We start from the raw sequence: 23,289 nt of genomic DNA, 5'->3' as shown, positions 1-23,289 counted from the left end.
CGGTGAACTCCATTTGAATCCCGGGCGGCTGTTCCCCACCGCCCCGGTCGGTCACTCCGCCGTACGCATCGCCTGTTCGATCAGGGCCGCGGTGGTCGCCGCGGTCTCCCGCGTGGTCTCGTCCTCGCCGGTGCGGGCCAGTTCGCCCAGCAGGACGGCGGCGGCCTGGAGCACTCCGACGTGCACGGTCGCGGTCCGCAGCGCGGCGAGGGCGGCGGCGGCCTGCTCGCCCGACGACGCGGCGGGGCCGGGGATCAGGGTGCTGACGCCGCGTCCGAGGGCGGTACGGGGCGAGGGCTGAGGTGTCGTTGTGCTCACCGGTGCAGTTTCCCCCACCGGAGGACCGTGTGTGTACGTGCGGTGGAGCCGGCCGACTGCCGTCGGGCCGCTGCTCGCCAACCCCACAGAAGTGGGCGCCGGTTGACCGGCGGGCCAGGTGGCCCCCGCGTGTTACGTGTATCACCAATTCATCCCGTCGCGCCCTCACGGGGCCAGACTTGACCGGGTGAGGCGGTACGGCCCGATCGGCCGGCCGCACTGACACCCTGACCCGTCTTTCTTGCGAGGTACCCACGTGCGCTACGCGGACGGCCCCACTGTTCACAGCGACATCCACATCGACGCGCCCCCGTCCGAGGTCTGGGCGCTGGTGACCGACATCCACCTGCCCGCGCGGCTCAGCCCCGAACTCCAGCGCGTGGAGTGGCTGGACGGCGCCACCGGGGCCACGTTGGGGGCACGGTTCGCGGGATACAACCGTCACCCCCTGGTCGGCGACTGGCGGACCGTCTCCCATGTGGTCGAGCTGACCGACGAGCGGCTGTTCGGCTGGGCGGTCACGGATGCCGACGGCCGGTTCGGGGAACCCGTGACCGGCCCGGCCGGACGGCTGGCCACCTGGCGGTTCGAACTCACCCCCGAGGCGGGCGGCACCCTCGTGCGGCAGTCCGCGGAACTGGGCCCGGCCCGCTCCGGGGTCAGCCTCGCGATCGAGGGCAAGCCGGAGGCGGAGGAGGCCATCGTCGCGGCCCGGCTGAAGGACCTGCGCTCGGGCATCGAGGCCACGCTGAACGGGGTGAAGGACCTCGCCGAGGGGCGACGGTGACCATCGCCACGGATAATCGGCTGGCGGCGGACGCCCTGCCCATGGCAGAGTGATCACCACGCCGAAGGGGCGTAGCTCAGCTGGCCAGAGCAGCGGACTCCAAACCCGCTAGTCGCAGGTTCGAATCCTGTCGCCCCTGCTGACGGTCACTCAGGCTTGCTGCCTCTGACCTGCATTTCCGCATCGCGAAAGGCCGCCACGCACACCGTGGTGGCCTTTCGTCATGAGGGCGTCCGCTCCGGTGAGGCCGAGGTGAGGCCTGAGGAACCCTCCCGGTCTCCACCCGGGCGCCCTCACCCCTCCATGCCGACGGGCCGGGTGCCGGGCCGGCGCCGGGCTCTCCAGGACGTCAGGGAGTGGCGTCTTCTTCCGGGTCGAGGGACCGGCCGCTGATCACGTGGTCGGCGGTCTCCAGTAGGGGAAGGCCGTTGCTGTAGGCATGGGCGCGCAGGCGGGCGAGGGCGTCGTCCGTGGTGAGACCGGTGCGAGCGGCGAGCATGCCGGCGGCCTGGTGGACGGTGGGCGGGTACCCCTGCGGTCCGGGCTGTGACGCGTGGGTCCCCATGGTCAGGAGGTGGGGGTGCTCATCCAGGACGAGTACGGCCAGAATGCGGGCGTAGGCGAAGGCCCGGTTCCGTTGGTCGCCGGTCAGCGGTGACGAGCGGGTGCGGTACAGGTCCAGGACGCCGATCCGCAGGTCGCCGATGGACAGCGGGAGTGCGGCGACGGCACCGATCCCGACGTCGGCGGCGCACTGGGTGAAGGCCGGCCACCGGCTGGGCGGGCAGTGCAGGGCGGGCTCCTCGACCCAGGTGTCCTGGAGGAACGCCTCGGTGCAGGGTCCTTCGCCCGCGATGAGCTGGCAGTCCTCCAGGCGGGCGGCGCGCTCGTCGGTGGCGCAGGCCACCACACGCAGCTCACCGTCGGTGATCAGCGTGATGCCCACGGCGTCGGCCTCCAGCTCTTCGGCGCACACCGTGCAGACCGTGGCGACGGTGACGGCGGTACCCGCCTCGTGGGCCGCACCGACGATGCGTCCCCAGGCCGATCGACGTTCGCTTGCCTCGTCCATGATGCCCTCTCGAGGACCGGATGCGGTCAGGGAAAAGCGACGGCGGTGTCGAGTTCTCCGTTGACCACCTGTCGACAGAGTTCGACCAGCCGCAGCCGACGGGGGCGGGCGTAGCCGCGCAGGATCTCGAACGCTTCGTCGACGCTGGTCTGCCGGCGCTCGGCGAGAATGCCCTTGGCCTGTTCGATGAGGATGCGGCTGTGCAGGGCGGCCTCCAGCTGGCTCCGTTCCACGCTTGCGTGCTCGATGGTGCGCTGCTGCAGGATGGCGATGGTCGCCACATCGGCGAGTGTCTGCGCCAGCCGCACATCGGCGGTGGCGAGCGGGCGCCGGCTGTGCTGGAAGAGGTTCATCGCACCGACGACCTGGTCCCGCAGCCGCATCGGCAGCGCGTGAGTGAACGTGAAACCCGTCCGGCGGGCCCGGGCGGCGAACGCCGGGAACGCGGCGACGGTCTCGGGCGAGGTGAGGTCGATGTCCAGACGCGCGGTCCCGGTGCGGTGGCACTCCACGCAGGGTCCTTGGTCGTGCTGGAGGGCGAAGAGTTCCAGCAGCCGGGTGTGCTCGTCCGAGGCGGCGATCACCTCCAGATTGCCACCCGGGTCCGCGAGCATGACTCCGACCGCCTTCACGTCCAGGAGTTCCACACAGCGGTCACACAGCATGTGCAGGAAGTCGATCAGATCGAAGTCTTCGACAAGAGTGTCGACCGCTTCGACGACGACCTCCAGCACCCGGTCCTCGCGAGCCATGGTCTTCATCTCCCTCTCCCGCCGGAAACGTCCGGCCCGTCTCGATCGGCTCCGAAGTGCACACGCCGGGCCACCACGTCCTCCGCGACCTCCACCACCGGCCGCCCTTTCCCGAAGGCATGGGCGCGCAGCAGCAGCAGCGCCTCGGCGAGCGGTATTCCGGCCTGGACACTGATCATGCCGCTCGCCTGGTGCACGACGGCCCGGTAGAGGTCGGAGGACGGCGAAGCGGCGGCGAACGCCTCCCGGTGGTCGCCGCGGTCGATGATCACCGAGGTCAGGGCACCCGCGAGGATCAGGGCGTCGCTCATGAACGTGACCGGCAGCGGTCCCGGCACCGAGCGCTGCAGCGTCATCGTGCCCAGGCAGGCGCCGCCGATCGACAGCGGCAGACAGAACACCGCCCGCACTCCCAGCGCCATGGCCTCGGGCAACAGCGCAGGCCAGCGGTCGGCCGACAGCCGGGAGAGGTCGGGCTCCAGAACGGCGGCACCCGAGGCGACGACATCGGGTCCCGGCCCGTGACCGATCGTGAACTGCAGGTCCTCCAGACGCGTGCTCACCCCGGGAGTGGCCCAGACGAGTTCGCCGAGCTGCTCACCGGGGGCGAGCGACACCGCGACACCGTCCACACCGAGCACCCGGGCGCACTCCGCGGGATCACCACCGACCAGAGCCGTCCTCGCTTCCACGGGACGCAGGTTTCTCAGGACAGCGGCCATGCCCGTGCTGGCACCCACCGTCACTCACCCACTCCCGCAGGCCCCCTGTCTCTGAGCCGCTCGTCCGAACCGCTCACTGCCACTCTATGCCCGTGCGGAGTACTACGAAGGGGTGCCTGTTACGCCACCCGGGCCGCCTTCCCGTCTTCGCGTCCGCCCGCCGGGGGCCCGGACCGGCAGCATCACACGGTCCCCGTGCGCGGCCTGCGCCGTGTCGGTGGCGTAGGTGTGCGGGGCCACACGCCCGGCGATCGCCGCCCCGGCGTCAGCCGAGCGCGTGTCCGGTGGTGGCGTCGACGTGGGCGGGGACCGGGTCGTGGCGGTCGCCGACGGTGGACGTGCCGGTCGGTTCGAACAGGAGGATAGAGGCACCGTCGGTGGAGAACGGGCGATGTTCCACCCCGCGCGGGACGACGAACACCGAGCCCTTGGGCAGCACGACCACACGCTCGCCCTCGTCCTCTCCGTCGCGGAGGCCGATGCCCAGCTCGCCGTCGAGGACGAGGAAGAACTCGTCCGTGTTCTCGTGCACGTGCCAGACGTGTACCCCCGCCACCTTCGTGACGCGGACGTCGTAGTCGTTCACCTGGGTGACGATCCGTGGGCTCCACAGCTGGTCGAAACTGCTCAGTGCGGACTTCAGGTCGATCGGTTCGTTGATCACCACGCCATCATCACCATTGTCGATCGTGCGGGACCAGTGCTAGGAATCGCATATGTCGCATGGATCCTCGCACCGGGTGGCCGTCCTCGTCGACGAGGGCTCCAATCCCTTCGAACTGGGCGTGGCCACCGAACTGTTCGGCCTGCGCCGCCCGGAGATCGACCGGCGGTGGTACGACTTCACGCTCTGCGCCGCCTCGCCCGCCGTGCGGATGAACGACGGGATGTTCACGCTGTCCGGCGTGGCCGGGCTGGAGGCGGCCGATGCCGCCGACACCCTGATCGTGCCCAACCGCCCGGAGCCCCGCACCCCGCCGGAGCCGGCGGTGGCGGCCGCGATCCGGCGGGCCGCCGGGCGGGGTGCGCGCCTGGTGAGCTTCTGCACCGGCGCGTTCACCCTCGCCGCGGCCGGGGTGCTCGACGGCCGCCGCGCCACCACGCACTGGAAGTGGGCGGCGGAGTTCTCGGCCCGCTACCCCGAGGTCCGGCTCGAACCGGATGTCCTGTTCGTGGACGACGGTGACGTGCTGACCGCCGCCGGGAGCGCCGCCGCGCTGGATCTCGGCCTCTATCTGATCGGCCGTGACCACGGCGCCGAGATCGCGAACACGGTGAGCCGGCGGCTGGTGTTCGCGGCACACCGGGACGGCGGCCAGCGGCAGTTCGTCGAACGGCCCGTGCCGGCCGTGCCCGAGGCGTCGCTCGCTCCCCTGCTGGCCTGGGTCCAGGAGCGGCTGGACCGGCCGCTCTCCGTGGCGGATCTCGCGGCCCGCGCGGCGGTCAGCCCGGCCACCTTGCACCGGCGCTTCCGGGCCGAGCTCGGCACCACACCACTGGCGTGGCTCACCGGCGAACGGGTGGCGCTGGCCTGCCGGCTGATCGAGCGCGGCGAGCTACGTCTCGATGTGGTCGCCGAGGCCAGTGGCCTGGGGTCGGCCTCGAATCTCCGGGCGCAGCTGCGGCGACGCACCGGGCTCAGCCCGACGACCTACCGCCGGCGGTTCGGTCCGGCCGTGCCCGGGCCGGTGCGCTGAACGGATCGGCGGGCGGCCGGGAGGTACGCGAGGCCGTGCGCGCCGGGCTCGCCCGCGCGGTCGACCTCCAACGTGGTGATCACCCGCATCAGGGTCAGGTCGACGACGGTGACCGTGCTGGACATGACGTTGGAGACGTAGCCCACCGAGCCGTCCGGGGAGGAGGTGATGGTCAGGGGGAACCGGCCGACCTCGACCTGTCCGGCCACCTCCAGGGTGCCGGGTGCGTAGACGGTCAGCACGCCGTTGTCCTGGGCGCCCAGGGTGCTGCCGGGCGTCCGCGCCGCCATCCGCAGCTCGCCCACGAGCACCGCGCCGGTGATGGTGGTGTGCACGGGGAACACCACGCCTTCGGTGGGCAGGGTCCGTACGATCGCGCCGGTGGCGGTGTCGATCACGCGGATGCCCGGTGCGGCGGCGGGCGGGGCACCGAAGTCGCCCTTGGGGGCGGCCACGTAGACGTACCGGCCGTCGCGCGAGACGTCCAGGCCCTCGCTGCCGGGTACGGCGATCCGGCCGGTGAACTCGTCGCGTACGAGGTCCACGACGGAGACGAACTCCGCCTCCTTGTTGGTGGAGTAGCCCCGCCGCCCGTCCGGGGTGATCGTGAACCAGTGCGGGCCGTCGGCCATGAGCGGGATCCGGGTGATCCGCTCATGGGTCCGGGTGTCGTAGACGATCACGCCGCCGGGCTCGTTCCCGGTGGCTTCGACGCTGACGTAGAGCCGGGAACGGGCGGGGTCCAGGGCGAGTCCGTGCGGGGCGTGGTCCGGTGCGGTGTCGAGGGTGGCGACGATCTCGTGGGTGTCCACGTCGATGACGGTGATGTCCCGGGCCCGGCCCTGGTGGGCGTGGTAGTAGCCGGAGACGTAGGCGGTGGTGCAGTACAGCAGCCGTAGGTCCGCGTCGAAGCACAACTCGTGGGGTTCGGCGGGGACTTCCAGCACCCGGAGGGGCTCGTGGGTGCGGGCGTCGAAGAAGGTGACGGTGGGGCCGCTCTGGCTCACGACGGCGAGCTGGTCACGGGTGGTGTGGGTGTTCATGTCCCGCATCCTGGGCGGCCGGGGCGGGGCACTCCAGTGCGATGTGGTCAAGGATGTGTTGTCCTCGGCGCAATGATCCAGGTGGGCCCGTCCCCCGGCCGGAAACGCTGTGGCAGGGGTCACGCGCGCCAGGAAGCCCGGAGGCCGGGGGGTTCAGCTCTGGGCGATTCCGCTGAGAGCATGGGGCGCTTCCCCCGGCGGCGGTCCGGGGTGCACAGTCGCGGTCATGAGACTTCTGATACTGGGTGGAACGGAGTTCGTGGGCCGCGCCGTCACCGACGAGGCGCTGGCCCGGGGTTGGCACGTGACCGTCTTCCACCGGGGCCGCCACGCGCCCGCACCGGGCGTGGTCGAACTGCTCGGTGACCGTACCGAGGTGGGCGGTCTGGCGGCGCTGGACCAGGGCGAGTGGGACGTCGTGGTCGACACCTGGACGAACGCGCCGTCGGCCGTGCGGGACGCGGCACGGGCGCTGGCCGGACGGGTGAAGCGGTATGTGTATGTGTCCACCGGCTCGGTGTACGCCTACCCCTGCGCGCCCGGGCACGACGAGGACGCGCCTTTGGTGGAGGGCTCGCCCGACGCCGGCGAGGTGGACTATCCGCAGGCCAAGCGGGGCGGGGAGCTGGCGGCGACCGAGGCTTTCGGGGACCGGGCGCTGCTGGTGCGGGCCGGGCTGATCCTCGGCCCCCGGGAGAACATCGGGCGGCTGCCGTGGTGGCTGCTGCGCATCGCCCGCGGCGGCCCGGTACTGGCGCCCGGGCCACGCGACTTGGCGTTGCAGTACATCGACGCCCGCGATCTCGCCCGGTGGTCCCTGGACGCCGTCGAGCGGGGGCTCAGCGGCCCCTACAACCTCATCAGTCCGCCCGGCCACACCACCATGGGCGGGCTGCTGGAGGCGTGCGTACGCGTCACCGGTTCCGACGCCGAGCTGCGCTGGACGGATCCGGAGCCGATCCTCGCCGCGGGCGTCGAGCCGTGGACGGACCTGCCGGTCTGGGTGCCGCCGGGCGAGGCTTACGACACCATGCACCTGGGTGATGTGTCCAAGGCGCTGGCCGCCGGGCTGCGCTGCCGCCCCGTCGAGGAGACGGTGGCCGACACCTGGGCCTGGCTCCAGGAGTTGGACGGCCCGCCGCCGCAGCGGGCGGACCGTCCCCCGCTCGGCCTGGATCCGGAGGTCGAGGCCAAGCTGCTCCGCGGCTGAACAGCGAGCAGTACAGCCGCTGTGAGGGGAGACGGACCCGCTGTCCCCTGTTCAGCAGGTCCGCCTCCCGGTCATCAGACGGCCACCTCGGCGGTGGTCGTGTCCGCTGCCCGGTGGAACCGCTCGCGCGAGCCCGCGCTCGGGGTGGACAGCGCCAGTCGGCGGTGGGTGCGGCGCAGCAGGGCGCGGACCATGACGGGGTGCACCCGCTTGACGACCGCGAAGTAGGCCCGGCCCACCGCGTTGTGGGTCCTCACGACCGTGCTGAGCGTGACGCGCCCCTGGTCGACGAGGATCGAGGCCCGGAAGTCGAGGTGGCCGGCGTCCTTGCCCAGCAGGACCTCCCCGTCCCCGCGCGCGAGGACGGGGAAGCTCAGCGCGCCTTCCCAGGCCCGTGGGTCCTCGGGCATGCCGGGCAGGATCTCCATCTGCCAGGCGTCGGTGAAATCGGTGTGTTCGAAGGCCGTACGGGCCAGTCGGGCCCGGGCGGGGAGCTCCACCTCGACCGGCTTGTCCCATTCCAGCCGGTTCAGAAAGCGGACCCACGGGGACCAGCGCACCGCGCGCCGCAACGAACCGGTCGTCACGCGCTCGATGTTGTCGAAGACCTCCTCGACGACGGTGTCGTGTGCGAAGCGGATCGCGAGGGCCCACGCCAGTGCCTCGGTGCCGCGCTGGGTCTGCTCCAGGGTGTGCCGCACGCGGCAGCGGCCGGGGCCGAGCGGTTCCACGGCCATCTCGTGGAAGCCGTTCGACGGCGGGGCGAAGTCGAAGCGGATGCGGCTGCCGGGCTCGTAGGCGCCGACGCGGTAGCGCACCGGGCCGTGGCCGCCCTCGGCCCCGACTCCGAGCGGGCGGTCGAAGCGCATCGCGGGCCAGGCGGGGGTGGGGAAGATGGGGTCGTCGTCGGACGACAGCCGGTCGAGCAGGGCCCCGACCGTCTCCGCCGGAGCCTCGATGACGCGTTCGTGGATGTTGCGGACCGTGCGCATTGCCCCTCCATACGCTGGCGTATGTTCAACCGTACGGTAGCGTACGGTCATGGTGCAACGGCGATTGCGGGAACCCGGCGGACGACAGCGGCTCAGCGCGCTGGATTGGGCGGACGCGGCGCTCACCGCCATCGGCGAGGGCGGGCTGGCCGCCGTCGCGGTCGAACCGCTCGCCGTCCGGCTGGGCACGACCAAGGGCAGCTTCTACTGGCACTTCGCCAGCCGGGAGGCGCTGATCGAGGCCGCGCTGCTGCGCTGGGAGGAGACCCGCACCGAGGCGGTCATCGCCGCGCTGTCGGCCGAGCCGGACCCCGAGGTGCGGCTGCGGAGCCTTTTCACCCAGGCGACCGAGGCGGTGACCGAAAGCCCGCTGGAGGTCTCGCTGCTGGCCACCGTCGGGCACCCGCTGGTCGCCACGGTGGTGAGACGGGTGACCGAGCGCCGGCTCGGCTATCTCACCCAGCTCTTCTCCGAGCTGGGCTTCAACCCCGAAGAGGCCCGGCTGCGCGGCACTTTGGGCTACACCAGCTTCCTCGGCCACGGACAGCTGGTCAACGCCGTCCCGGAGGCCCTACCGCCGGGCCAGGGGCGGGCCCACCACCTCGACTCGATCATCGACATGCTGTTGCGCCGGGACTGACACCTGAGCGGGCGCGCAGTCTCCACCCGGACGACGCACCGAACGCGACTGTCCCGTGGACCGGCAGGGGCGTGCCCTTTCCGGACCCACGGGACAGGTGGGGTGTTTCCGGCGTGCGCTCCGCGCGCTCAGTTCGCCGCGGTGACCGTCCTCGACGCCGCCTCGTCGCCCTGCCGGTCCCCCGCCTTGGCGAGGAGCAGGCGCTCCGCGAGGTGACCGAAGAGCAGGCCGAAACCGGCCCACAGGACGAACTGGACGGCCAGCGTGGCGAGACGGAACTGCCACAGCAGCACGGCGGGGAAGCCCTCCGGCACGTTCTCGCCCGAGGGCAGGAACGCGAAGGCGATCCCCACCACCACCAGGAAGGCGGCGCCCGCCACGACACTCGCGTACCAATGGCCCAGGCGGGGAACCAGCCGCTTGCCCAGGATCACCGTGCCCACGGTGAGCAGCACACTGAGCGCGATCATCAGGAAGAACAGCGCGGTGCGCTGGTCCAGGGTGTCCGGGTCGCCCACGGCGGGCGGGTTCGCCGGATACTTCAGGAACGGCACCAGATAGACAGCGACGAACGCGCCGAGCGCGACCAGTGCGGCCGTCGCGCGCGGGCCGAAACGGCCGACGCGGCCCAGCGCATAGCAGTACACCAGGGCGGCGATACCGCCCAGTGCGACCCCGTAGACGAGGATGCCGGTGGCCAGCCCCGCGGTCGACTGCAGGGAGCGGCTGACCAGCTCCTCACCGCCGCCGTGGTCGTGGCTGTGCGCCTCTTCGAAGGCGATGGCCGCATCCACCCGGGATTCCCCGAGCAGATAGGCCGTGAGCAGCGCCAGCGCGCCGGCGGCGAGGCCGGCGAGCATGCCGCGTACGAGCAGGGCCCGTACGGAAATGGAGTTCACGAGCTCTTGACCCCTGGTCTCTCAGTGGCAGGGGAAGCCGAGCAGATGACGGCCGTCGTGCACCCACTCGTGGACACCCTCACCGGAGATCAGGGCGGTGGCGCCCTGCTCGGCGCCGACGAAGTACAGCAGGATCAGCGCGAGGATCCCGAAGAAGAGCGTCCACGGGGCGATCTCCTTCAGGGAGATCGGGGTGATCGCCGGTACGGCGGGGGTACCGGTCGCGGGGGCGGCTGACTGGGCCATGGCAAAACCTCCTGGGGAACACGCGTCCCGATCGTGGTGCTGTCAACGACGGTGCCGGGTCTGACTTCCCTGCCAGCGCCCCGCGTGGATCGGGGGCGTTCGCCGGGTACACAGTGGCGCGACCGTGCCGGGTTCTCACCGGACTTCCGTCACACCGTCGTCATGTACACGCGACCGTACCGTGTACGCGACCGGGGCGCTACGGCGTGCGGAGGCGCACCCCCGCGCGCGCCCCGCTCGCCCCCTCGTGGTCTGCTGGGCGCGGGCCGACCGGGCCCGCCCGGGAGGAGAGTTGAGGACCATGACCGTACGTGTGACGCTGCTCTCACCGGCGATGAGTGCCGCACTGCGCGAGGCCCGTTTCGACGACGGGTCCCCGCTCGACGACGCCGGGGCCCGGCAGACCCGCGCCGCCGCCGGCGGTCTGCCCCGGATGTCGGCCGCCCTCTGCGCCCCTTCCCCGCGCTGCCACGGGACGGCCGCCGCGCTCGGCCTGTCCCCCGCCCCCGTGCCCGAGCTGCGGGACCTCGAGGTGGGCGGCTGGCGCGGGCGGGGGCTGGCCGAGCTGTCCACGGCCGAACCCGAGGCGGTGGCCGCCTGGTTGGCGGACCCCGGCGCCGCGCCGCACGGCGGCGAGTCGCTGCTGGACCTCGTCGGCCGGGTCGGCTCCTGGCTGGACGGGCGGACCGACGACGACGGCCGGCTGCTCGCCGTCGTGGAACCCGCGGTGGTCCGCGCGGCGGTCGTGCACGCGCTGGGGCTGTCCCCGCGGCTCTTCTGGCGGCTCGACGTGCCCCCGCTGTCGCTGACCGAACTCACCGGCCGGGCCGGACGCTGGAACCTGCGCTGCGGCCGCCCGCTCACCCCGGAGCCGGCACCACCGGCCTGATGAACCGGCACCGGGGCGCACCGGGGCTCACAGGGCGGTCAGCCCGCCCCGCGTCCCGGCCGACGGCCTCCGGTGGATCAGCTCCAGCAGCCCGCAGCGGACGCAGGAGGCCGCCGGATGACCGGCGTCACCGCCGCCCCCGCCGTCGAAGGGCGGCCCCGGACGGCCGTGCGGGACGTCGGCCAGTAAGGACTCGACGGCCGTCAACAGGGCCAGGGCATGCTGGAGTTCGTGCTTGAGGACGCGGATACGGGCGCCCTGCGCGCCCACCTGTCTGCGGGTGGTCGCCAGGCGCTCGTACTCCTCGGGGGCCACCACCACCGCCTCCTCCCCACCGATGATCATTCGACGCGGCTCGGGGCGCCTGCTCATCGTGGCCGTCCTCTCCTGTGGGGGCATGACCGGTGGGGGCAGTCAATCATGAGAGTCCGTTGCGATTTGGGCCACTTGAGCGGGATTGGCCGTGAACAGCGGGCGTGGCCCCGGCACCTCGGTGCCGGGGCCACGCCCGCTGTCACCCCCTGATCAGGGCGGAGGGCGACCGGCGTCAGCGCATGTCGGCGCCGGTCAGCTCGGCCCGCACCTGCCGGGCCGCCCGGACCAGATGCTCCAGGGAGTCACGGACCTCGCTCCAGCCCCGTGTCTTCAGGCCGCAGTCGGGGTTGACCCACAAACGCTCGGCGGGAATGGCACCGAGCCCCTTGCGCAGCAGGCCGGCGGTCTCCTCGACGCCCGGCACCCGGGGCGAGTGGATGTCGTAGACGCCCGGGCCCACCTCATGTCCGTATCCGGCCACGGCGAGTTCGTCGGCGACCTGCATGTGCGAGCGGGCCGCCTCCAGGCTGATGACGTCGGCGTCCAGCTCCTCGATGGCACCGATGATGACGCCGAACTCGGCGTAGCACATATGCGTGTGGATCTGGGTGTCCGCCCGGACGCCCGCGGTGGTCAGCCGGAACGCCTCGGTCGCCCAGGCCAGATAGCCGGGCCGGTCGGCGGTGCGCAGCGGCAGCGTCTCGCGCAGCGCGGGCTCGTCGACCTGGATGACGGCGGTCCCGGCGGCCTCCAGGTCGGAGACCTCGTCGCGCAGGGCCAGGGCGACCTGGCGGGCGGTGTCGGCGAGCGGCTGGTCGTCGCGGACGAAGGACCAGGCAAGCATGGTGACGGGGCCGGTGAGCATGCCCTTGACCGGGCGCTCGGTCTGCGACTGGGCGTAGCTCGTCCAGGCCACGGTCATGGGCTCGGGGCGGGAGATGTCGCCGGCCAGGATCGGCGGGCGGACGTAGCGGGTGCCGTAGGACTGCACCCAGCCGTGCTGGGTGGCGAGGTAGCCGGTGAGCCGCTCCGCGAAGTACTGGACCATGTCGTTGCGTTCGGGCTCGCCGTGGACGAGGACGTCCAGCCCGGCCTTCTCCTGGAAGGCGAGGACGTCGCGGATCTCGGCGGCGATGCGCTCGTCGTAGCCGGCGGCGTCGATCCGTCCCGCGCGCAGATCGGCGCGGGCGGTACGCAGCTCGGTGGTCTGCGGGAACGAGCCGATGGTGGTGGTGGGCAGCAGCGGCAGACCCAGCCGGGCCCGCTGGGCGGCGGTCCGCTCGGAGTACGGCTGCGGGCGGCGGGTGTCCCGCTCGGTGACGGCCGCGGCACGGGCCCGGACGGCCGGGTCGTGGGTCAGGGCCGAGGCGGCGCGGGAGGCGCGGGCGGAGCGGTTGGCGGCGAGCTGCGGGGCGATGACGTCCGTGCCCTCGTTCAGTCCGCGGGCGAGGGTGACGATCTCCTCGGTCTTCTGGCGGGCGAAGGCGAGCCAGCGGGCGACCTGGGGGTCCACGTCGCGTTCGGCGGTGGCGTCGAGCGGGACGTGCAGCAACGAGCAGGAGGGGGCCACGTCCACCCGGCCGGCGAGGCCGAGGAGGGTGGCGAGGGTGGCCAGCGAGTGTTCGAGGTCGTTGATCCAGATGTTGCGTCCGTCGACGACGCCGGCGACGAGGCGCTTGCCCGGCACGCCGCCGGCCGCGGCGAGGGCTTCGAGGTTGGCGGCGGCGGGGCCGGTGAAGTCCAGGGCCAGTCCCTCGACGGGTGACTTGGCGAGGACGGGCAGGGCGTCACCGAGGCGGTCGAAGTAGGTGGCGGCCAGGATCCGGGGCCGGTCGGCGAGCGCGCCCAGGTCGCGGTAGGCGCGGGTGGCGGCGCTGAGGACGGCCGGCGACTGGTCCTGGACGAGCGCGGGCTCGTCGAGCTGGACCCACTCGGCGCCCGCGGCCCGCAGCTCGGCCAGCACCCGGGCGTACACGGGGAGCAGCCGGTCGAGGAGGGTGAGGGGCTGGAAGTCGGCCGGGGCGCCGGGGGCGGGCTTGGCGAGGAGCAGGTAGGTGACCGGGCCGACCAGGACGGGGCGGGCCGTGTGGCCGAGGGCGAGGGCCTCGCGCAGCTCGCCGAGCGGCTTGGCGGGGTCGGCGGTGAAGACGGTGTCCGGGCCCAGTTCGGGGACGAGGTAGTGGTAGTTGGTGTCGAACCACTTCGTCATCTCCAGCGGCGGGGCCTCCTGGGTGCCGCGGGCCATGGCGAAGTAGCCGTCCAGGGCGTTGTCCCGGACGGCGGCGCGGTGCCGCTCGGGGATGGCGCCGACCATGACCGTGGTGTCCAGGACGTGGTCGTAGAGCGAGAAGTCGCCGGTGGGCACCTCGTCCACGCCGGCCTCCGTCAACCGGCGCCAGGCGGCGCGGCGCAGAGTGGCGGCGGTGGTGTGCAGGGCGTCGGCGGTGACGCGGCCCGCCCAGTAGCCCTCGATGGCCTTCTTCAGCTCACGGGACTGGCCCTGCCGGGGGTAGCCGTGGACGGTGGCCCGGGAGGGCGGGGTGGTGTTGCGGTCGGTCACGGAACTCTCCTTCGCGAGTCGCGGAATGACCACGGCGGACCCGGGCGCGAAGGGACGACGAAGAGGGCGGGCGCGCTGGGCACACCTGCCTGCCACCGCCGGCCCTCCCTCGGGGCCACCGAGATCACCGCACGCGGGTGGCGCGCGGGCAGTGGCAGGTCTTCGGACTCGCGGGCGCGCCCTGGGGCCTTGGGGCCGCCGGGCACCTACTGGCCGTCGCTTCCCGGACGCGTGGGCGTCCAGTGCGTATGACGGCGGTCGTTCCCACTCACCGCTGCGGGGCAGTCCCGGATTTCCACCGGGTTCCCTCTTGCGACGCTCCCGCCTGGCGGGCGGGGCGAACCAGCTGCGTCCCCCACCCTAGACACAATGCGGAAGGACCGGTAGGGGAATCCGCGCAAGGATTCGATCTTGACGCGTGGCCGGTATCCGCCGGTGGACACTCCGCGCGTGCCGACCCGGCACGGCGTGGACGCCCGGCCCGACGTGCCGGGCGGCGGCCCGGGCGGGGCCTGTCCGCCCTGGAGGCACGGGCGTGCGGCACCCCGGTGGTCACCGCCGCGGCGGCCGCACCCGCCGCCCACGGCACCGTTGCGGGCGGTCCATGTGACGCATGAGAATCTCCGGTACGCCCGGACCCCGCCCGGACCCTGGAGTCGCCGTGACCGCCTTCGCGCACGCTCCTTTCGACCGCCGCACCGCGCTGCGGGCCGTGGCCGCGTCGGCCGCGGCCGGGCCCGTCGGGGGTGGTGGCGGCCGGAGTCCGCTGCGGGTGATGAGCTTCAACCTCCGCTACGCCTCCGACACCCCGCCGAACACCTGGGCCGATCGGCGGCCCGTCATGCGCACGCTGCTGCGCCACGAGCGCCCTCATCTCCTCGGCACCCAGGAGGGGTTGTACGCGCAGCTGCGCGACATCGCCGACGATCTCGGGCCGCGCTACGCCTGGGTCGGCACGGGCCGCGCGGGAGGCAGCCGCGATGAGTTCACCGCCGTCTTCCACGACGTGCGGCGGCTCGCCCCCGTCGCGTACGACCACTTCTGGCTCTCCGACACCCCGTATCTGATCGGCTCCGCGACCTGGGGCAACACTGTGATCCGGATGGTCACCTGGGTCCGGTTCCGCGATCTGCTCACCGGGGGCGAGTGCTACGCCCTCAACACCCATCTCGACCACGCCCATCAGAACGCGCGCGAGCGCTCCGCCGCGCTGATCACCACCCGGCTGCGCGGTCTGGATCCGGCCCTGCCCCGGATCGTCACCGGCGATTTCAACGTCCCCGCACACGGCAACCCCGTCTACGACACGATGCTCGAACAGGGTTCGCTCGTGGACTCCTGGGACACGGCCGATCAGCGCGGGGCGCAGTACGCGACCTTCCACGGCTACCGGCCGCTCGTGCCGGACGGCGACCGCATCGACTGGATCCTCACCTCGCCCCGGGTACGGACCCGGCGCGCGGCCATCAACGTCTTCCAGCAGGGCGGGCAGTTCCCCAGCGATCATCTGCCGGTGCAGGCGGACCTGGAGCTGTAGGGCGCCGCCTGTTTCATGGCCGCTTATCTCAAAGCCGCCCGAGTGTCACCACTTTGAACCGATCCACCCCGGGCACGGCACCGACTATCGGACATTCGAACATCAGGCCTCCCTTGGCGCACCAGAACCGCAGAAAACCCTTCCGCCGCAGGCCACCCTGGGTGACGTTCAAACAACGGTGTGAAACCTTTCGCCCCAACGTCACCACGAGTTGTCCGCATTACGAACAAAACTGGCCGGAAGTGCCCGGATCATTTTGACTGTGCCCACCCTCATCACCAAATGTCTGCCAAATGTCCTCGTCAGTGAAGCCCGTGTGCTCAGGGCTCTTACGGAACTACGACTTCCGATTACTGCTCTCCGGGGCAGCGGTGAGCCAGGTCGGCGCTCAAGTGACCGTCGTGGCACTGCCGTTGGTGGCCGTCATCGAGCTCGACGCCTCGCCCATGGAGGTCGGGCTGCTGACCGCCGCCGAGACCGCGGCGTTCCTCCTCGTCGGGCTGCCCGCCGGAGCCTGGGTGGACCGGATGCGGCGGCTGCCCCTGCTCATCCGCACCGACGTCGTACGGGCCGTGACGATGCTGAGCCTGCCGCTCGCGGCATGGGCCGGGGCACTGACCATGGCGCAGCTGTACGTGGCCGCCCTCATCACCGGTGTGGCCACCGTGTTCTTCGACATCGCGCACCAGAGCTACCTGCCCGGCCTGCTCCCCCGGGAGCAGCTGGTCGCGGGCAACGGCGCGCTGGAGACGGCCCGTTCGTCCGCCCAGGTCGCGGGGCCGGGGCTGGGCGGCGCCCTGGTGCAACTGCTCGGGGCACCCGTCGCCCTGCTGGCCGACGCGATCGGCTACCTCGTCTCGGCGCTCTTCCTGCGCGGGATCCGCGCCCGCGAGCCACAGCCCGCGCCCGTCGTGGGCGTCCCGCTGCGGGCCCAGGTCGCGGAGGGCCTCGTGTTCGTCCTCCGCCACCCCGTCCTGCGCATGATCGCCTGTGCCACCGGGGTCGCGAACTTCTTCTCCGCGATGCTGATGTCCGTGCAGACGGTGTTCCTCGTGCGGGAGCTCGACCTGCCTCCCGGCGTGCTCGGGCTGATGCTGTCGGCCTCGGCCGTCGGCGGGCTGGCGGGCGCGCTGTGCGCGGGACCGCTCGCCCGCGCGGTCGGCCAGGCCCGCATCATCTGGCTGTCGACCGTGGTCACCGGGCCGTTCGCGCTGCTGTGGCCGTTGGCCGGACACGGTGCCGCCGCCGTCTGGTTCGCCCTCGCCTCCGCGGCCGTCTTCTTCGGCGCGGTGGTCTACAACGTCGCCCAGGTCAGCTTCCGGCAACTGCTGTGCCCCGACGCGCTCCTCGGGCGGATGAACGCCACGCTGCGCTTCATGGTCTGGGGCACCATGCCGCTCGGCGCCGTGCTGGGCGGGGCCGTCGCCTCCGCCGCCGGGCCGCGCGCCGCCGTGTGGGTGTGTGCCGCGGGCTTTCTGCTCGTCCCCCTGCCCCTGCTGCTCTCCCCGCTGCGGCGCCTGCGCGATCTGCCGGCTCCCGCCGCCGACGCGAGCCGGACCGTGTCCGGAACCTAGGCCCCACCGCTCCACTCGTCGCCCGTCGCCCGTCGGCCGGAGGCGTCCTCGTAGCGGACCGCTCGGACGCCTCCACACCGCGTCGGACGTGCTCCACCGCTTCACCGCCCGACCCCCCTTTCGTCTCACGAGTCAGCGCGCCCCGGGCGCGCGGGAGGACATCGTGCAGTCCAGCAGCATCACCACGCAGTACCTCGACCGTTACCGCCGCACCGTCGACGGCGCGGCGGCCGCCGGGTCGCTTCCGGTCACCGGTGCGCAGCGGCGGTTCCTGCTCGCCCGGCGGATGGACCCGGCCGGGCGGGCCGACCTCGTACCGCTGTTCTTCGCCTTCCCCCGCGGTTCGGTCGACACCGGCCGGCTGCGGGCGGCGGCCGGGCACCTCGCCGCCCTGCACCCCGCCCTGCGGGCCCGCCCCGAGGCGCTGCGCGGGGTCCCCGTGCAGCGGCTCGGGGAGCCCGACGCCCGGGTGAGCCGGGTGGAGCCGCGCCCCGGCGAGAGCGCCGCCGACGCGCTGCGCCGGGCACTCGGCGCCTGGGCGGCCGAGGGGCCGCCGCTGCGGCTGTTCCTCGCCGCCGACCCGGCGGGCGACCGTGATGTCCTGGCCGTCGTCATGGACCACGCGGCCTGCGACGAGGCGTCCATCGGCCGGGTCATGGCGGATCTCACCGACGCCTACCGCGACGGGCTCGGCCCCCGGGACGTGCCCGGGTCCCGGGCGGCGGACGAGCTGGCCGCCTACCGCGAGGCCGTGCACCTCCAACTCGAGGCGGAGGCACGGGCGTCGGGGCAGCGGTCCGTCACCTACTGGGCCCGGCGGCTCGCCGCGCTCCGCCCGGCCGCCGGCCCCGCGCCGGCCCCGCGCGCCGGGGGCGGCCCGGCCGGCACCGGCGCCGTGCTGCACCGGCTGCCCGCCGACCCGGACGGCTCCCGGCCTCCCTTCCCCGTCCTGCTCGACGCCTGCACCGCCGCCGCGCGCACGCTGTACGGCCCGGACCGGATCCCGGCCCTGGGCTACCCCTGGGGCGGCAGGCCCGCCGCGGCGCAGCCCGTCCTGGGCTGCTTCCTCAACACGGTGGTGCACCCGGCCACCGCGTGCGACCTCGACGAGCGGACCGTGGCGTGGTGGGACGACCTCGACCACGCGGACGCCCCGTTCGACGAGGTGGTGCACGCGGCCCGGACCGCCGGGGTGCCCTGGTCGGGGCGGCTCGACGGCCTGCTCACCTCCGAGGACCTGCACCGCCGTCCGCCACTGCGGCTGGGCGACGCCACCGGACACGAGACGCACATCGACGGCCGTCCCGTCCAGGCGCCGTTCGCCGTGTCCGTCTCCCACGGCACGGACCTCCTCGTCCGGATGGCGTGGGACCGGGGCGTCGTGCCGGACCCCGTCGCCGAGGACGCCTTCGCCGCCCTGCTGGACGCCCTGCGGGCCCGCACCCACGGACACGCACCGGTGGGCTGAGCCGGACTCCGGCCGCCCGCCCCCTCACTTGACCCGGCCCGCCGTCCACCCGACGCGGGCACCGGGCCCCTCCAACCACCCCACGGAAGGGTTGACCATGTTCGGACTCTCCACATCCCAGGAGATCGTCTGGCTGCACGAGCAGATGCTGCCCGGCAGTCGCGCCTACAACTTCACCGCCACCATCGACCTGCGGGGCACGCTCGACGAGAGCGCGCTCCGCGACGGGCTGGCCGCCGCCCTCGACCGGCACCCCGGGCTGCGGCTCGAACTCGTCGAGAACCCCGGCGCGCTGCCCGGCCAGCGCGTCCGCGAGGGCTGCACGCCCCGCGTGCGGACCGTCGACCTCGGCCGGGAGGCCGACCCGGAGGCCGCGTTCGAGGAACTGCTGCGCACCGAGGCCGTCACGCCCCTCGATGTCTTCGAGGCGCCGCTGCTGCGCTGGTGCCTGGTCCGCCTCGGTGACGGCCACCACCGGATCATCCACGTCGAGCACCACCTCGTCCACGACGGGCACTCCTTCGCGATCCTGCTCCGCGACGTGTTCACCGTGTACCGGGCGCGGGTGCTGGGCGAGCCGGCCGAGTTGCCGGCCGCTCCCTCGTACGAGGACCACGTACGGGCCGCCGAGGGGCCGGGCCGGCAGGAGCGGCGGGAGGCGAGCCTCGCGTACTGGCAGCGGGAGCTGGCCGACGCCGCCTTCGATCTGCCGCTGCCCGGGCTCGCCCGGCCCGGTGTGCGGCGCCGGCACGCGGGCGCCCAGCTGCGCCAGCCGATCGACGCGGACCTCGCCGAGCGGCTGCGGGCGCACAGCCGCGCCCAGGGCCACACCCCGTTCTCCACGCTGCTCGCGCTCTTCGCCGAACTGCTGCGCCGCCACAGTGGGCGCACCGACCTCGTCGTCGGCACGGCGGTCGGCAACCGCCCGGAGGGCTTCGAGGGCGCCACGGGCATGTTCGTCAACACCATCCCGCTGCGTCTGCGGCTGGACCCCGCGGCCGGGGCCGACGCGATGGTGGACGAGGTGACCGACGGTCTGATCCGCGCGCTGCCGCACCAGGAAGTGCCCGTGCAGGTGCTCACCCGGGCGCTGGGGCTGCACACCTCCGGGGCGGACAACCCGCTGTTCAGCGTCATGTTCAGCGCGCACGACGCGGCGCTGCCGCAGATCGCGGTGCCGGGTCTGGAGGTGTCGCTGTTCGAGGGCTTCAACACCGGCACGACCCGCTTCGACCTCGACCTGGTGCTGCTCCCCGACGACCGGCGCACGGTCGGCCCGCGCGCGGGCGCGGCCGGGATGACGCTGGTGTGGGACTACGACCGGGACCTGTTCGACGAGGCGACGGCACAGCTGCTCTCCGAGCGTTTCCTGGGCCTCGTCCGCGCCTATCTGGGCGCGCCGACGACGCCGCTCGCCGAGCTCGCGCCCGCGCCCGCCGTCACGGTCCCCGCGGACGACCGGGCCGTGCCGGAGACGTCCGGGGCCGCTCTGGACCCCGTCGCGGGGCGCGACCCCGCGACCGTCGCGATCGTCAGCGGCGCCCTGAAGATCACCTACGGGGAGCTCGACCGGCGCGTCGAGGAGCTGGCCGGGAAGCTGCGGGCGGCGGGCGTCACGGAGGGCCGGCCGGTGGCGGCCGTGCTGCCGCGCGGGGTGGACACCGTGGTGACCCTGCTCGCCTGTCTGCGCACGGGAGCGGTGTACACCCCGCTCTCCCCCAACGACCCGGCCGCGCGCCTGGAGACGCTGCTGGCGCGGCTGCGGCCCGCGCTCGTGCTGACCGACCGGGAGAGCGCACTGTCCCTGCCCGCCGAGGGCCTGCCGGTGGCGCTGCTCGACGCGGCGGAGTTCCCCAAGGCCGAGCCCGCCGAGTGGCTGGAGGGCGCGGCGTACATCATCCACACCTCCGGCTCCACCGGTCTGCCCAAGGCCGTCGTGGTGGGCCGGGCCGCGCTGGCTCACTTCACCGCGGGCATGGCGCGGCGGTACGCGCTGACGCCGAAGGACCGGGTGCTGCTGTTCGCCCAGCCGTCGTTCGACGTGGCGCTGGAGGAGGTACTGCCGTCGCTGCTGGCCGGCGCGGCCCTCGTCGTGCCTCAGCGGGAGGTGCCGACGGCCGCGGAGCTGATCGCCGTGCTGTCGGCCCGCCGGGTCACCGTCGCCAATCTGCCGACGAGTTATCTCCTCGCGGTCCGCGAGGAGCTGCGCGACGCGCTCGGTGACGGCCGCTGGTCGCCGCGGCTCCTGGTGTGCGGCGGCGAGCGGCTGCCGGCCGGTGCGCTGCGGGAGCTGCTCGACGCCACGGATGCCGCCGGTACCGACACGGTCACGGTCCTGAACGCCTACGGGGTGACGGAGGCGACCGTCACCTCCACCGTCCACGAGGTGGACCGGGCGGAGCTCGCCGAGGGCACCGAGGTGCCGCTCGGCAGCGCGCTGCCGGGCGCCCGCGTCCACGTCCTGGACGCGGGCCGGTGTCCGCTGCCGTGGGGCGCGGTCGGTGAACTCGCCATCGGCGGCGCCTGCCTCGCCGAGGGGTACCTCGGCGAGGGGACGGCCGCCGAGGCCACGGCCGCCCGCTTCGTGACCGTGCCGGCGCTGGGCGGTGAGCGCGTGTACCTCACCGGTGACCTCGGCTACCGCGACCGCGAGGGCCGTCTGGTCTTCCTCGGCCGCCGCGACAACCAGATCAAGCTGCGCGGTTACCGCATCGAGCTGGAGGAGGTCGAGGCCGCGGCGTCCGCCGAGCTCGGCGGGCGGTCCTGCGCGGTCGTCCTCGACCGGGAGGCGTCCGGCGGGCCGCGGCTGGTGGGCTTCTTCGAGTCCCGTGCCGACGCGTCCACCGGGGCCCCGGCCGAGCCGGACGCCGAGGCCCTGCACGCCGCGCTGTCCGGGCGGCTGCCCGCCGCGCTCGTCCCCGGCCGCTGGATCCGGCTGGACGCGATGCCGACCCTGCCCGGTGGCAAGCCCGACCGCGCCGCCCTGACCCGCGCGGCCGCCGACCTGCCGCTCGACCACGTCGCCGACCAGGCGTCCGCGGAGCCCGCCGACCCGGCCGTCGCGCTGCTCAGCGAGGGCTGGCGGGAGGTGCTGGGCCACGACCGCTTCTCGCCGTCGTCGCACTTCTTCCAGGTGGGCGGGCACTCCCTGCTGGCCGCCCAGCTCGCCGCGTGGCTGGAGCCCCGGCTCGGCGGCCGCCCGCCGCTGCGGGTCCTCTTCCAGCATCCCGTCCTCGCCGACCAGGCCCGCGCGGTCACGGAGGCGACCCGATGAGCACCGCCCCCTCGTCCGTCCTGGAGACGGAGCACCGTGAACTCGTCGACTCCTTCGCGTCGTTCGTCCGCCGCGAGCTGGTTCCGCTGGCGGCCGAGCTGCCGGAGGACGGCGACCTGCCGCCCGCCGACCTGCGGGCCTACGTGCGCGCCCGCTCGGCGAAGCTCGGCTTCTACGCGGGCGACTACCCCGAGGAACTGGGCGGTTCCGGCATGCCGTTCAGCGCCGTGGTGCTGCTCCACCACGCCGCGGGGCGCAGCGGCTGTCCGCTCGCCCCGTACGCGCTGGCGGGTTCGGACGGGCCGAGCCCGCTGCTGCGGCAGGGCACCGAGCAGCAGATCGAGCGGTATCTGAAGCCGCTGGTGCGCGGGGAGGCGACCCGCTGTCTGGCGCTGACCGAGCCGAACGCCGGGTCGGACGCCTTCCACCTCACCAGCACCGCGACCCGCGAGGAGAGCGGGGAGTGGGTACTGACCGGCCGCAAGACGTTCGTGAGCAACGCCGGGCACGCGGACTTCGCGATCGTCGTGGCCCAGGCGGGCGGCGGCGCGGGTGAGGCGAGTGAGGCCAGTGAGGCCAGTGAGGGGGGCCCGACCGCGTTCGTCGTGGGGATGGACCATCCGCGGCTGCGGATCGGGCAGGCTTACGACGGCATGTCGGGCGAGCGGCTGTACGAGCTGGTGCTGGACGGGGTGCGGCTGCCGGCCGACGCCGTCGTGGGCGGCGAGGCCGGGGTCGGCGCCGCCCTCGGCAACGGCATCGACAGCCTCTCGCGGGGCCGTCTCGTGGTGGCCGCCATGTGCAACGGCATCGCCGAGTACGCGCTGCGGCTGGGCGTCGAGTACGCCCGGGAGCGGCGGGCGTTCGGGGAGCGCATCGGCGCGTACCAGCATGTGCAGGAGCACTTGGTGAGCAGTCGCGCGGAGGTCGAGGCGGCCAAGCTGCTGACGCTGGCATGCGCGCGGCTGGTGGACGAGGGCGTGGAGACGCCGGAGAACGCGGCGCTGGCCAAGCTGACCGCTTCGGAGACCGCCGTCCGGGTCGTGGACCGGTCGTTGCGGGTGCACGGCGCGACGGGCTGGGTCCGGGGCCATCCGCTGGAGTTCCTGTACCGGTACGTCCGGATGATGACGATCATCGAGGGGACGTCGGAGATCCAGAAGGTGATCGTCGCCCGGTCGATGGGCCTCGGCTGAGCCGGCCGCCCCTGCTCGGCCGTCCCTGCACCTCTCGCATCGCGCGCCCCGCGCCCTGTTCGCGGCCCGCGTGACCCATTCGACTTCGTCAAGAGGAA

The 23,289-nt window shown here is 73.3% G+C and carries 21 protein-coding genes, 1 tRNA gene and 1 riboswitch; of the genes, 11 read left to right on the top strand and 11 right to left on the bottom strand.

Going from position 1 to position 23,289, the window contains the following annotated elements; all coding sequences use genetic code 11:
* Positions 1-51: 51 nt before the first annotated feature.
* Positions 52-318 (bottom strand): hypothetical protein, encoded by a 267-nt coding sequence (locus tag JO379_RS30800; protein ID WP_130880916.1) that lies wholly within the window; start codon positions 316-318, stop codon positions 52-54.
* Positions 319-574: 256 nt separating this feature from the next.
* On the opposite strand from JO379_RS30800, the gene JO379_RS30795 reads away from it, so the two are divergent.
* Both JO379_RS30795 and JO379_RS30790 read left to right on the top strand, forming a co-directional pair.
* On the top strand, positions 575-1,105 hold the full coding sequence (locus JO379_RS30795) for an SRPBCC family protein (protein WP_130880917.1): 531 nt from the start codon (positions 575-577) through the stop codon (positions 1,103-1,105).
* Between the two features lie 65 nt (positions 1,106-1,170).
* Positions 1,171-1,244: transfer RNA gene (locus tag JO379_RS30790), tRNA-Trp, on the top strand.
* 210 nt (positions 1,245-1,454) lie between these two features.
* On the opposite strand, the gene JO379_RS30785 is transcribed toward JO379_RS30790, so the two are convergent.
* The 4 genes from JO379_RS30785 to JO379_RS30770 form a co-directional block, all read right to left on the bottom strand.
* Positions 1,455-2,177, bottom strand: coding sequence for a GAF and ANTAR domain-containing protein (locus JO379_RS30785; RefSeq protein ID WP_130880918.1), 723 nt, complete (start codon positions 2,175-2,177; stop codon positions 1,455-1,457).
* Between the two features lie 26 nt (positions 2,178-2,203).
* On the bottom strand, positions 2,204-2,938 hold the full coding sequence (locus JO379_RS30780; protein WP_207304023.1) for a GAF and ANTAR domain-containing protein: 735 nt from the start codon (positions 2,936-2,938) through the stop codon (positions 2,204-2,206).
* Entirely contained in the window at positions 2,935-3,621 is a 687-nt protein-coding gene (locus JO379_RS30775) for a GAF domain-containing protein (RefSeq protein ID WP_242626367.1), read from the bottom strand. The genes JO379_RS30780 and JO379_RS30775 overlap by 4 nt, the downstream gene beginning before the upstream one ends.
* Positions 3,622-3,916: 295 nt before the next feature.
* Entirely contained in the window at positions 3,917-4,315 is a 399-nt protein-coding gene (locus JO379_RS30770; protein WP_130880920.1) for a cupin domain-containing protein, read from the bottom strand.
* A gap of 52 nt (positions 4,316-4,367) precedes the next feature.
* On the opposite strand from JO379_RS30770, the gene JO379_RS30765 reads away from it, so the two are divergent.
* Positions 4,368-5,348 carry a helix-turn-helix domain-containing protein gene (locus tag JO379_RS30765; RefSeq protein ID WP_209518016.1) on the top strand — a complete coding sequence of 327 codons (981 nt, stop codon included), beginning with the start codon at positions 4,368-4,370 and terminating at the stop codon, positions 5,346-5,348.
* On the opposite strand, the gene JO379_RS30760 is transcribed toward JO379_RS30765, so the two are convergent.
* Positions 5,303-6,391 (bottom strand): YncE family protein, encoded by a 1,089-nt coding sequence (locus tag JO379_RS30760; RefSeq protein WP_165451654.1) that lies wholly within the window; start codon positions 6,389-6,391, stop codon positions 5,303-5,305. The genes JO379_RS30765 and JO379_RS30760 overlap by 46 nt on opposite strands.
* 226 nt (positions 6,392-6,617) lie before the next feature.
* On the opposite strand from JO379_RS30760, the gene JO379_RS30755 reads away from it, so the two are divergent.
* A complete protein-coding gene (locus JO379_RS30755) occupies positions 6,618-7,601 on the top strand; it encodes an SDR family oxidoreductase (RefSeq protein WP_130880922.1) in 984 nt (327 codons plus the stop codon).
* 74 nt (positions 7,602-7,675) lie between these two features.
* On the opposite strand, the gene JO379_RS30750 is transcribed toward JO379_RS30755, so the two are convergent.
* Positions 7,676-8,593, bottom strand: coding sequence for a DUF2867 domain-containing protein (locus JO379_RS30750; protein WP_209518014.1), 918 nt, complete (start codon positions 8,591-8,593; stop codon positions 7,676-7,678).
* A 49-nt stretch (positions 8,594-8,642) separates the two neighbouring features.
* Here JO379_RS30750 and JO379_RS30745 point away from each other — a divergent pair, with 49 nt between their 5' ends.
* Positions 8,643-9,233 carry a TetR/AcrR family transcriptional regulator gene (locus JO379_RS30745; RefSeq protein ID WP_130880924.1) on the top strand — a complete coding sequence of 197 codons (591 nt, stop codon included), beginning with the start codon at positions 8,643-8,645 and terminating at the stop codon, positions 9,231-9,233.
* A 128-nt stretch (positions 9,234-9,361) separates the two neighbouring features.
* Here the strand turns inward: JO379_RS30745 and JO379_RS30740 are convergent, their stop codons facing one another.
* Positions 9,362-10,132, bottom strand: a complete 771-nt coding sequence (locus JO379_RS30740; protein WP_130880925.1) for a CbtA family protein — start codon at positions 10,130-10,132, stop codon at positions 9,362-9,364.
* A gap of 21 nt (positions 10,133-10,153) precedes the next feature.
* The gene (locus tag JO379_RS30735; RefSeq protein WP_130880926.1) at positions 10,154-10,378 is read right to left on the bottom strand and encodes a CbtB domain-containing protein; all 225 of its coding nucleotides are present in this window, start codon (positions 10,376-10,378) and stop codon (positions 10,154-10,156) included.
* Positions 10,379-10,679: 301 nt separating this feature from the next.
* Here JO379_RS30735 and JO379_RS30730 point away from each other — a divergent pair, with 301 nt between their 5' ends.
* Entirely contained in the window at positions 10,680-11,267 is a 588-nt protein-coding gene (locus JO379_RS30730; RefSeq protein ID WP_209518012.1) for a histidine phosphatase family protein, read from the top strand.
* Positions 11,268-11,294: 27 nt separating this feature from the next.
* Here the strand turns inward: JO379_RS30730 and JO379_RS30725 are convergent, their stop codons facing one another.
* Positions 11,295-11,639 carry a hypothetical protein gene (locus JO379_RS30725; RefSeq protein WP_130880928.1) on the bottom strand — a complete coding sequence of 115 codons (345 nt, stop codon included), beginning with the start codon at positions 11,637-11,639 and terminating at the stop codon, positions 11,295-11,297.
* A gap of 175 nt (positions 11,640-11,814) precedes the next feature.
* On the bottom strand, positions 11,815-14,142 hold the full coding sequence (gene metE, locus JO379_RS30720; protein ID WP_209518011.1) for a 5-methyltetrahydropteroyltriglutamate--homocysteine S-methyltransferase: 2,328 nt from the start codon (positions 14,140-14,142) through the stop codon (positions 11,815-11,817).
* 152 nt (positions 14,143-14,294) lie between these two features.
* Positions 14,295-14,487, bottom strand: a riboswitch (cobalamin riboswitch).
* Between the two features lie 316 nt (positions 14,488-14,803).
* Here metE and JO379_RS30715 point away from each other — a divergent pair.
* From JO379_RS30715 to JO379_RS30695, 5 genes are all read left to right on the top strand, one after another.
* The gene (locus JO379_RS30715; protein WP_372449121.1) at positions 14,804-15,679 is read left to right on the top strand and encodes an endonuclease/exonuclease/phosphatase family protein; all 876 of its coding nucleotides are present in this window, start codon (positions 14,804-14,806) and stop codon (positions 15,677-15,679) included.
* A 293-nt stretch (positions 15,680-15,972) separates the two neighbouring features.
* Entirely contained in the window at positions 15,973-17,253 is a 1,281-nt protein-coding gene (locus tag JO379_RS30710) for an MFS transporter (RefSeq protein ID WP_130880931.1), read from the top strand.
* A 163-nt stretch (positions 17,254-17,416) separates the two neighbouring features.
* Complete coding sequence (locus tag JO379_RS30705) at positions 17,417-18,721, top strand: condensation domain-containing protein (protein WP_209518006.1); 1,305 nt, start codon at positions 17,417-17,419, stop codon at positions 18,719-18,721.
* Between the two features lie 97 nt (positions 18,722-18,818).
* Complete coding sequence (locus tag JO379_RS30700; protein ID WP_209518005.1) at positions 18,819-21,995, top strand: non-ribosomal peptide synthetase; 3,177 nt, start codon at positions 18,819-18,821, stop codon at positions 21,993-21,995.
* Entirely contained in the window at positions 21,992-23,191 is a 1,200-nt protein-coding gene (locus tag JO379_RS30695; protein ID WP_130880934.1) for an acyl-CoA dehydrogenase family protein, read from the top strand. The genes JO379_RS30700 and JO379_RS30695 overlap by 4 nt, the downstream gene beginning before the upstream one ends.
* Positions 23,192-23,289 lie beyond the last annotated feature (98 nt).

This window comes from Streptomyces syringium (genome assembly GCF_017876625.1).
GTDB lineage: Bacteria > Actinomycetota > Actinomycetes > Streptomycetales > Streptomycetaceae > Streptomyces > Streptomyces syringius.
The sequence above is the reverse complement of the archived record's forward strand: the minus strand, read 5'-3'. Positions and strand labels throughout refer to the sequence as shown.

Coding starts and splice junctions, on each gene's coding strand:
- JO379_RS30785 (WP_130880918.1), bottom strand. CDS start 2,177: ATGGACGAGGCAAGCGAACGTCGATCGGCCTGGGGACGCATCGTCGGT.
- JO379_RS30780 (WP_207304023.1), bottom strand. CDS start 2,938: ATGAAGACCATGGCTCGCGAGGACCGGGTGCTGGAGGTCGTCGTCGAA.
- JO379_RS30765 (WP_209518016.1), top strand. CDS start 4,368: ATGTCGCATGGATCCTCGCACCGGGTGGCCGTCCTCGTCGACGAGGGC.
- JO379_RS30760 (WP_165451654.1), bottom strand. CDS start 6,391: ATGAACACCCACACCACCCGTGACCAGCTCGCCGTCGTGAGCCAGAGC.
- JO379_RS30755 (WP_130880922.1), top strand. CDS start 6,618: ATGAGACTTCTGATACTGGGTGGAACGGAGTTCGTGGGCCGCGCCGTC.
- JO379_RS30750 (WP_209518014.1), bottom strand. CDS start 8,593: ATGCGCACGGTCCGCAACATCCACGAACGCGTCATCGAGGCTCCGGCG.
- JO379_RS30745 (WP_130880924.1), top strand. CDS start 8,643: ATGGTGCAACGGCGATTGCGGGAACCCGGCGGACGACAGCGGCTCAGC.
- JO379_RS30735 (WP_130880926.1), bottom strand. CDS start 10,378: ATGGCCCAGTCAGCCGCCCCCGCGACCGGTACCCCCGCCGTACCGGCG.
- JO379_RS30730 (WP_209518012.1), top strand. CDS start 10,680: ATGACCGTACGTGTGACGCTGCTCTCACCGGCGATGAGTGCCGCACTG.
- JO379_RS30725 (WP_130880928.1), bottom strand. CDS start 11,639: ATGAGCAGGCGCCCCGAGCCGCGTCGAATGATCATCGGTGGGGAGGAG.
- JO379_RS30710 (WP_130880931.1), top strand. CDS start 15,973: ATGTCCTCGTCAGTGAAGCCCGTGTGCTCAGGGCTCTTACGGAACTAC.
- JO379_RS30700 (WP_209518005.1), top strand. CDS start 18,819: ATGTTCGGACTCTCCACATCCCAGGAGATCGTCTGGCTGCACGAGCAG.
- JO379_RS30695 (WP_130880934.1), top strand. CDS start 21,992: ATGAGCACCGCCCCCTCGTCCGTCCTGGAGACGGAGCACCGTGAACTC.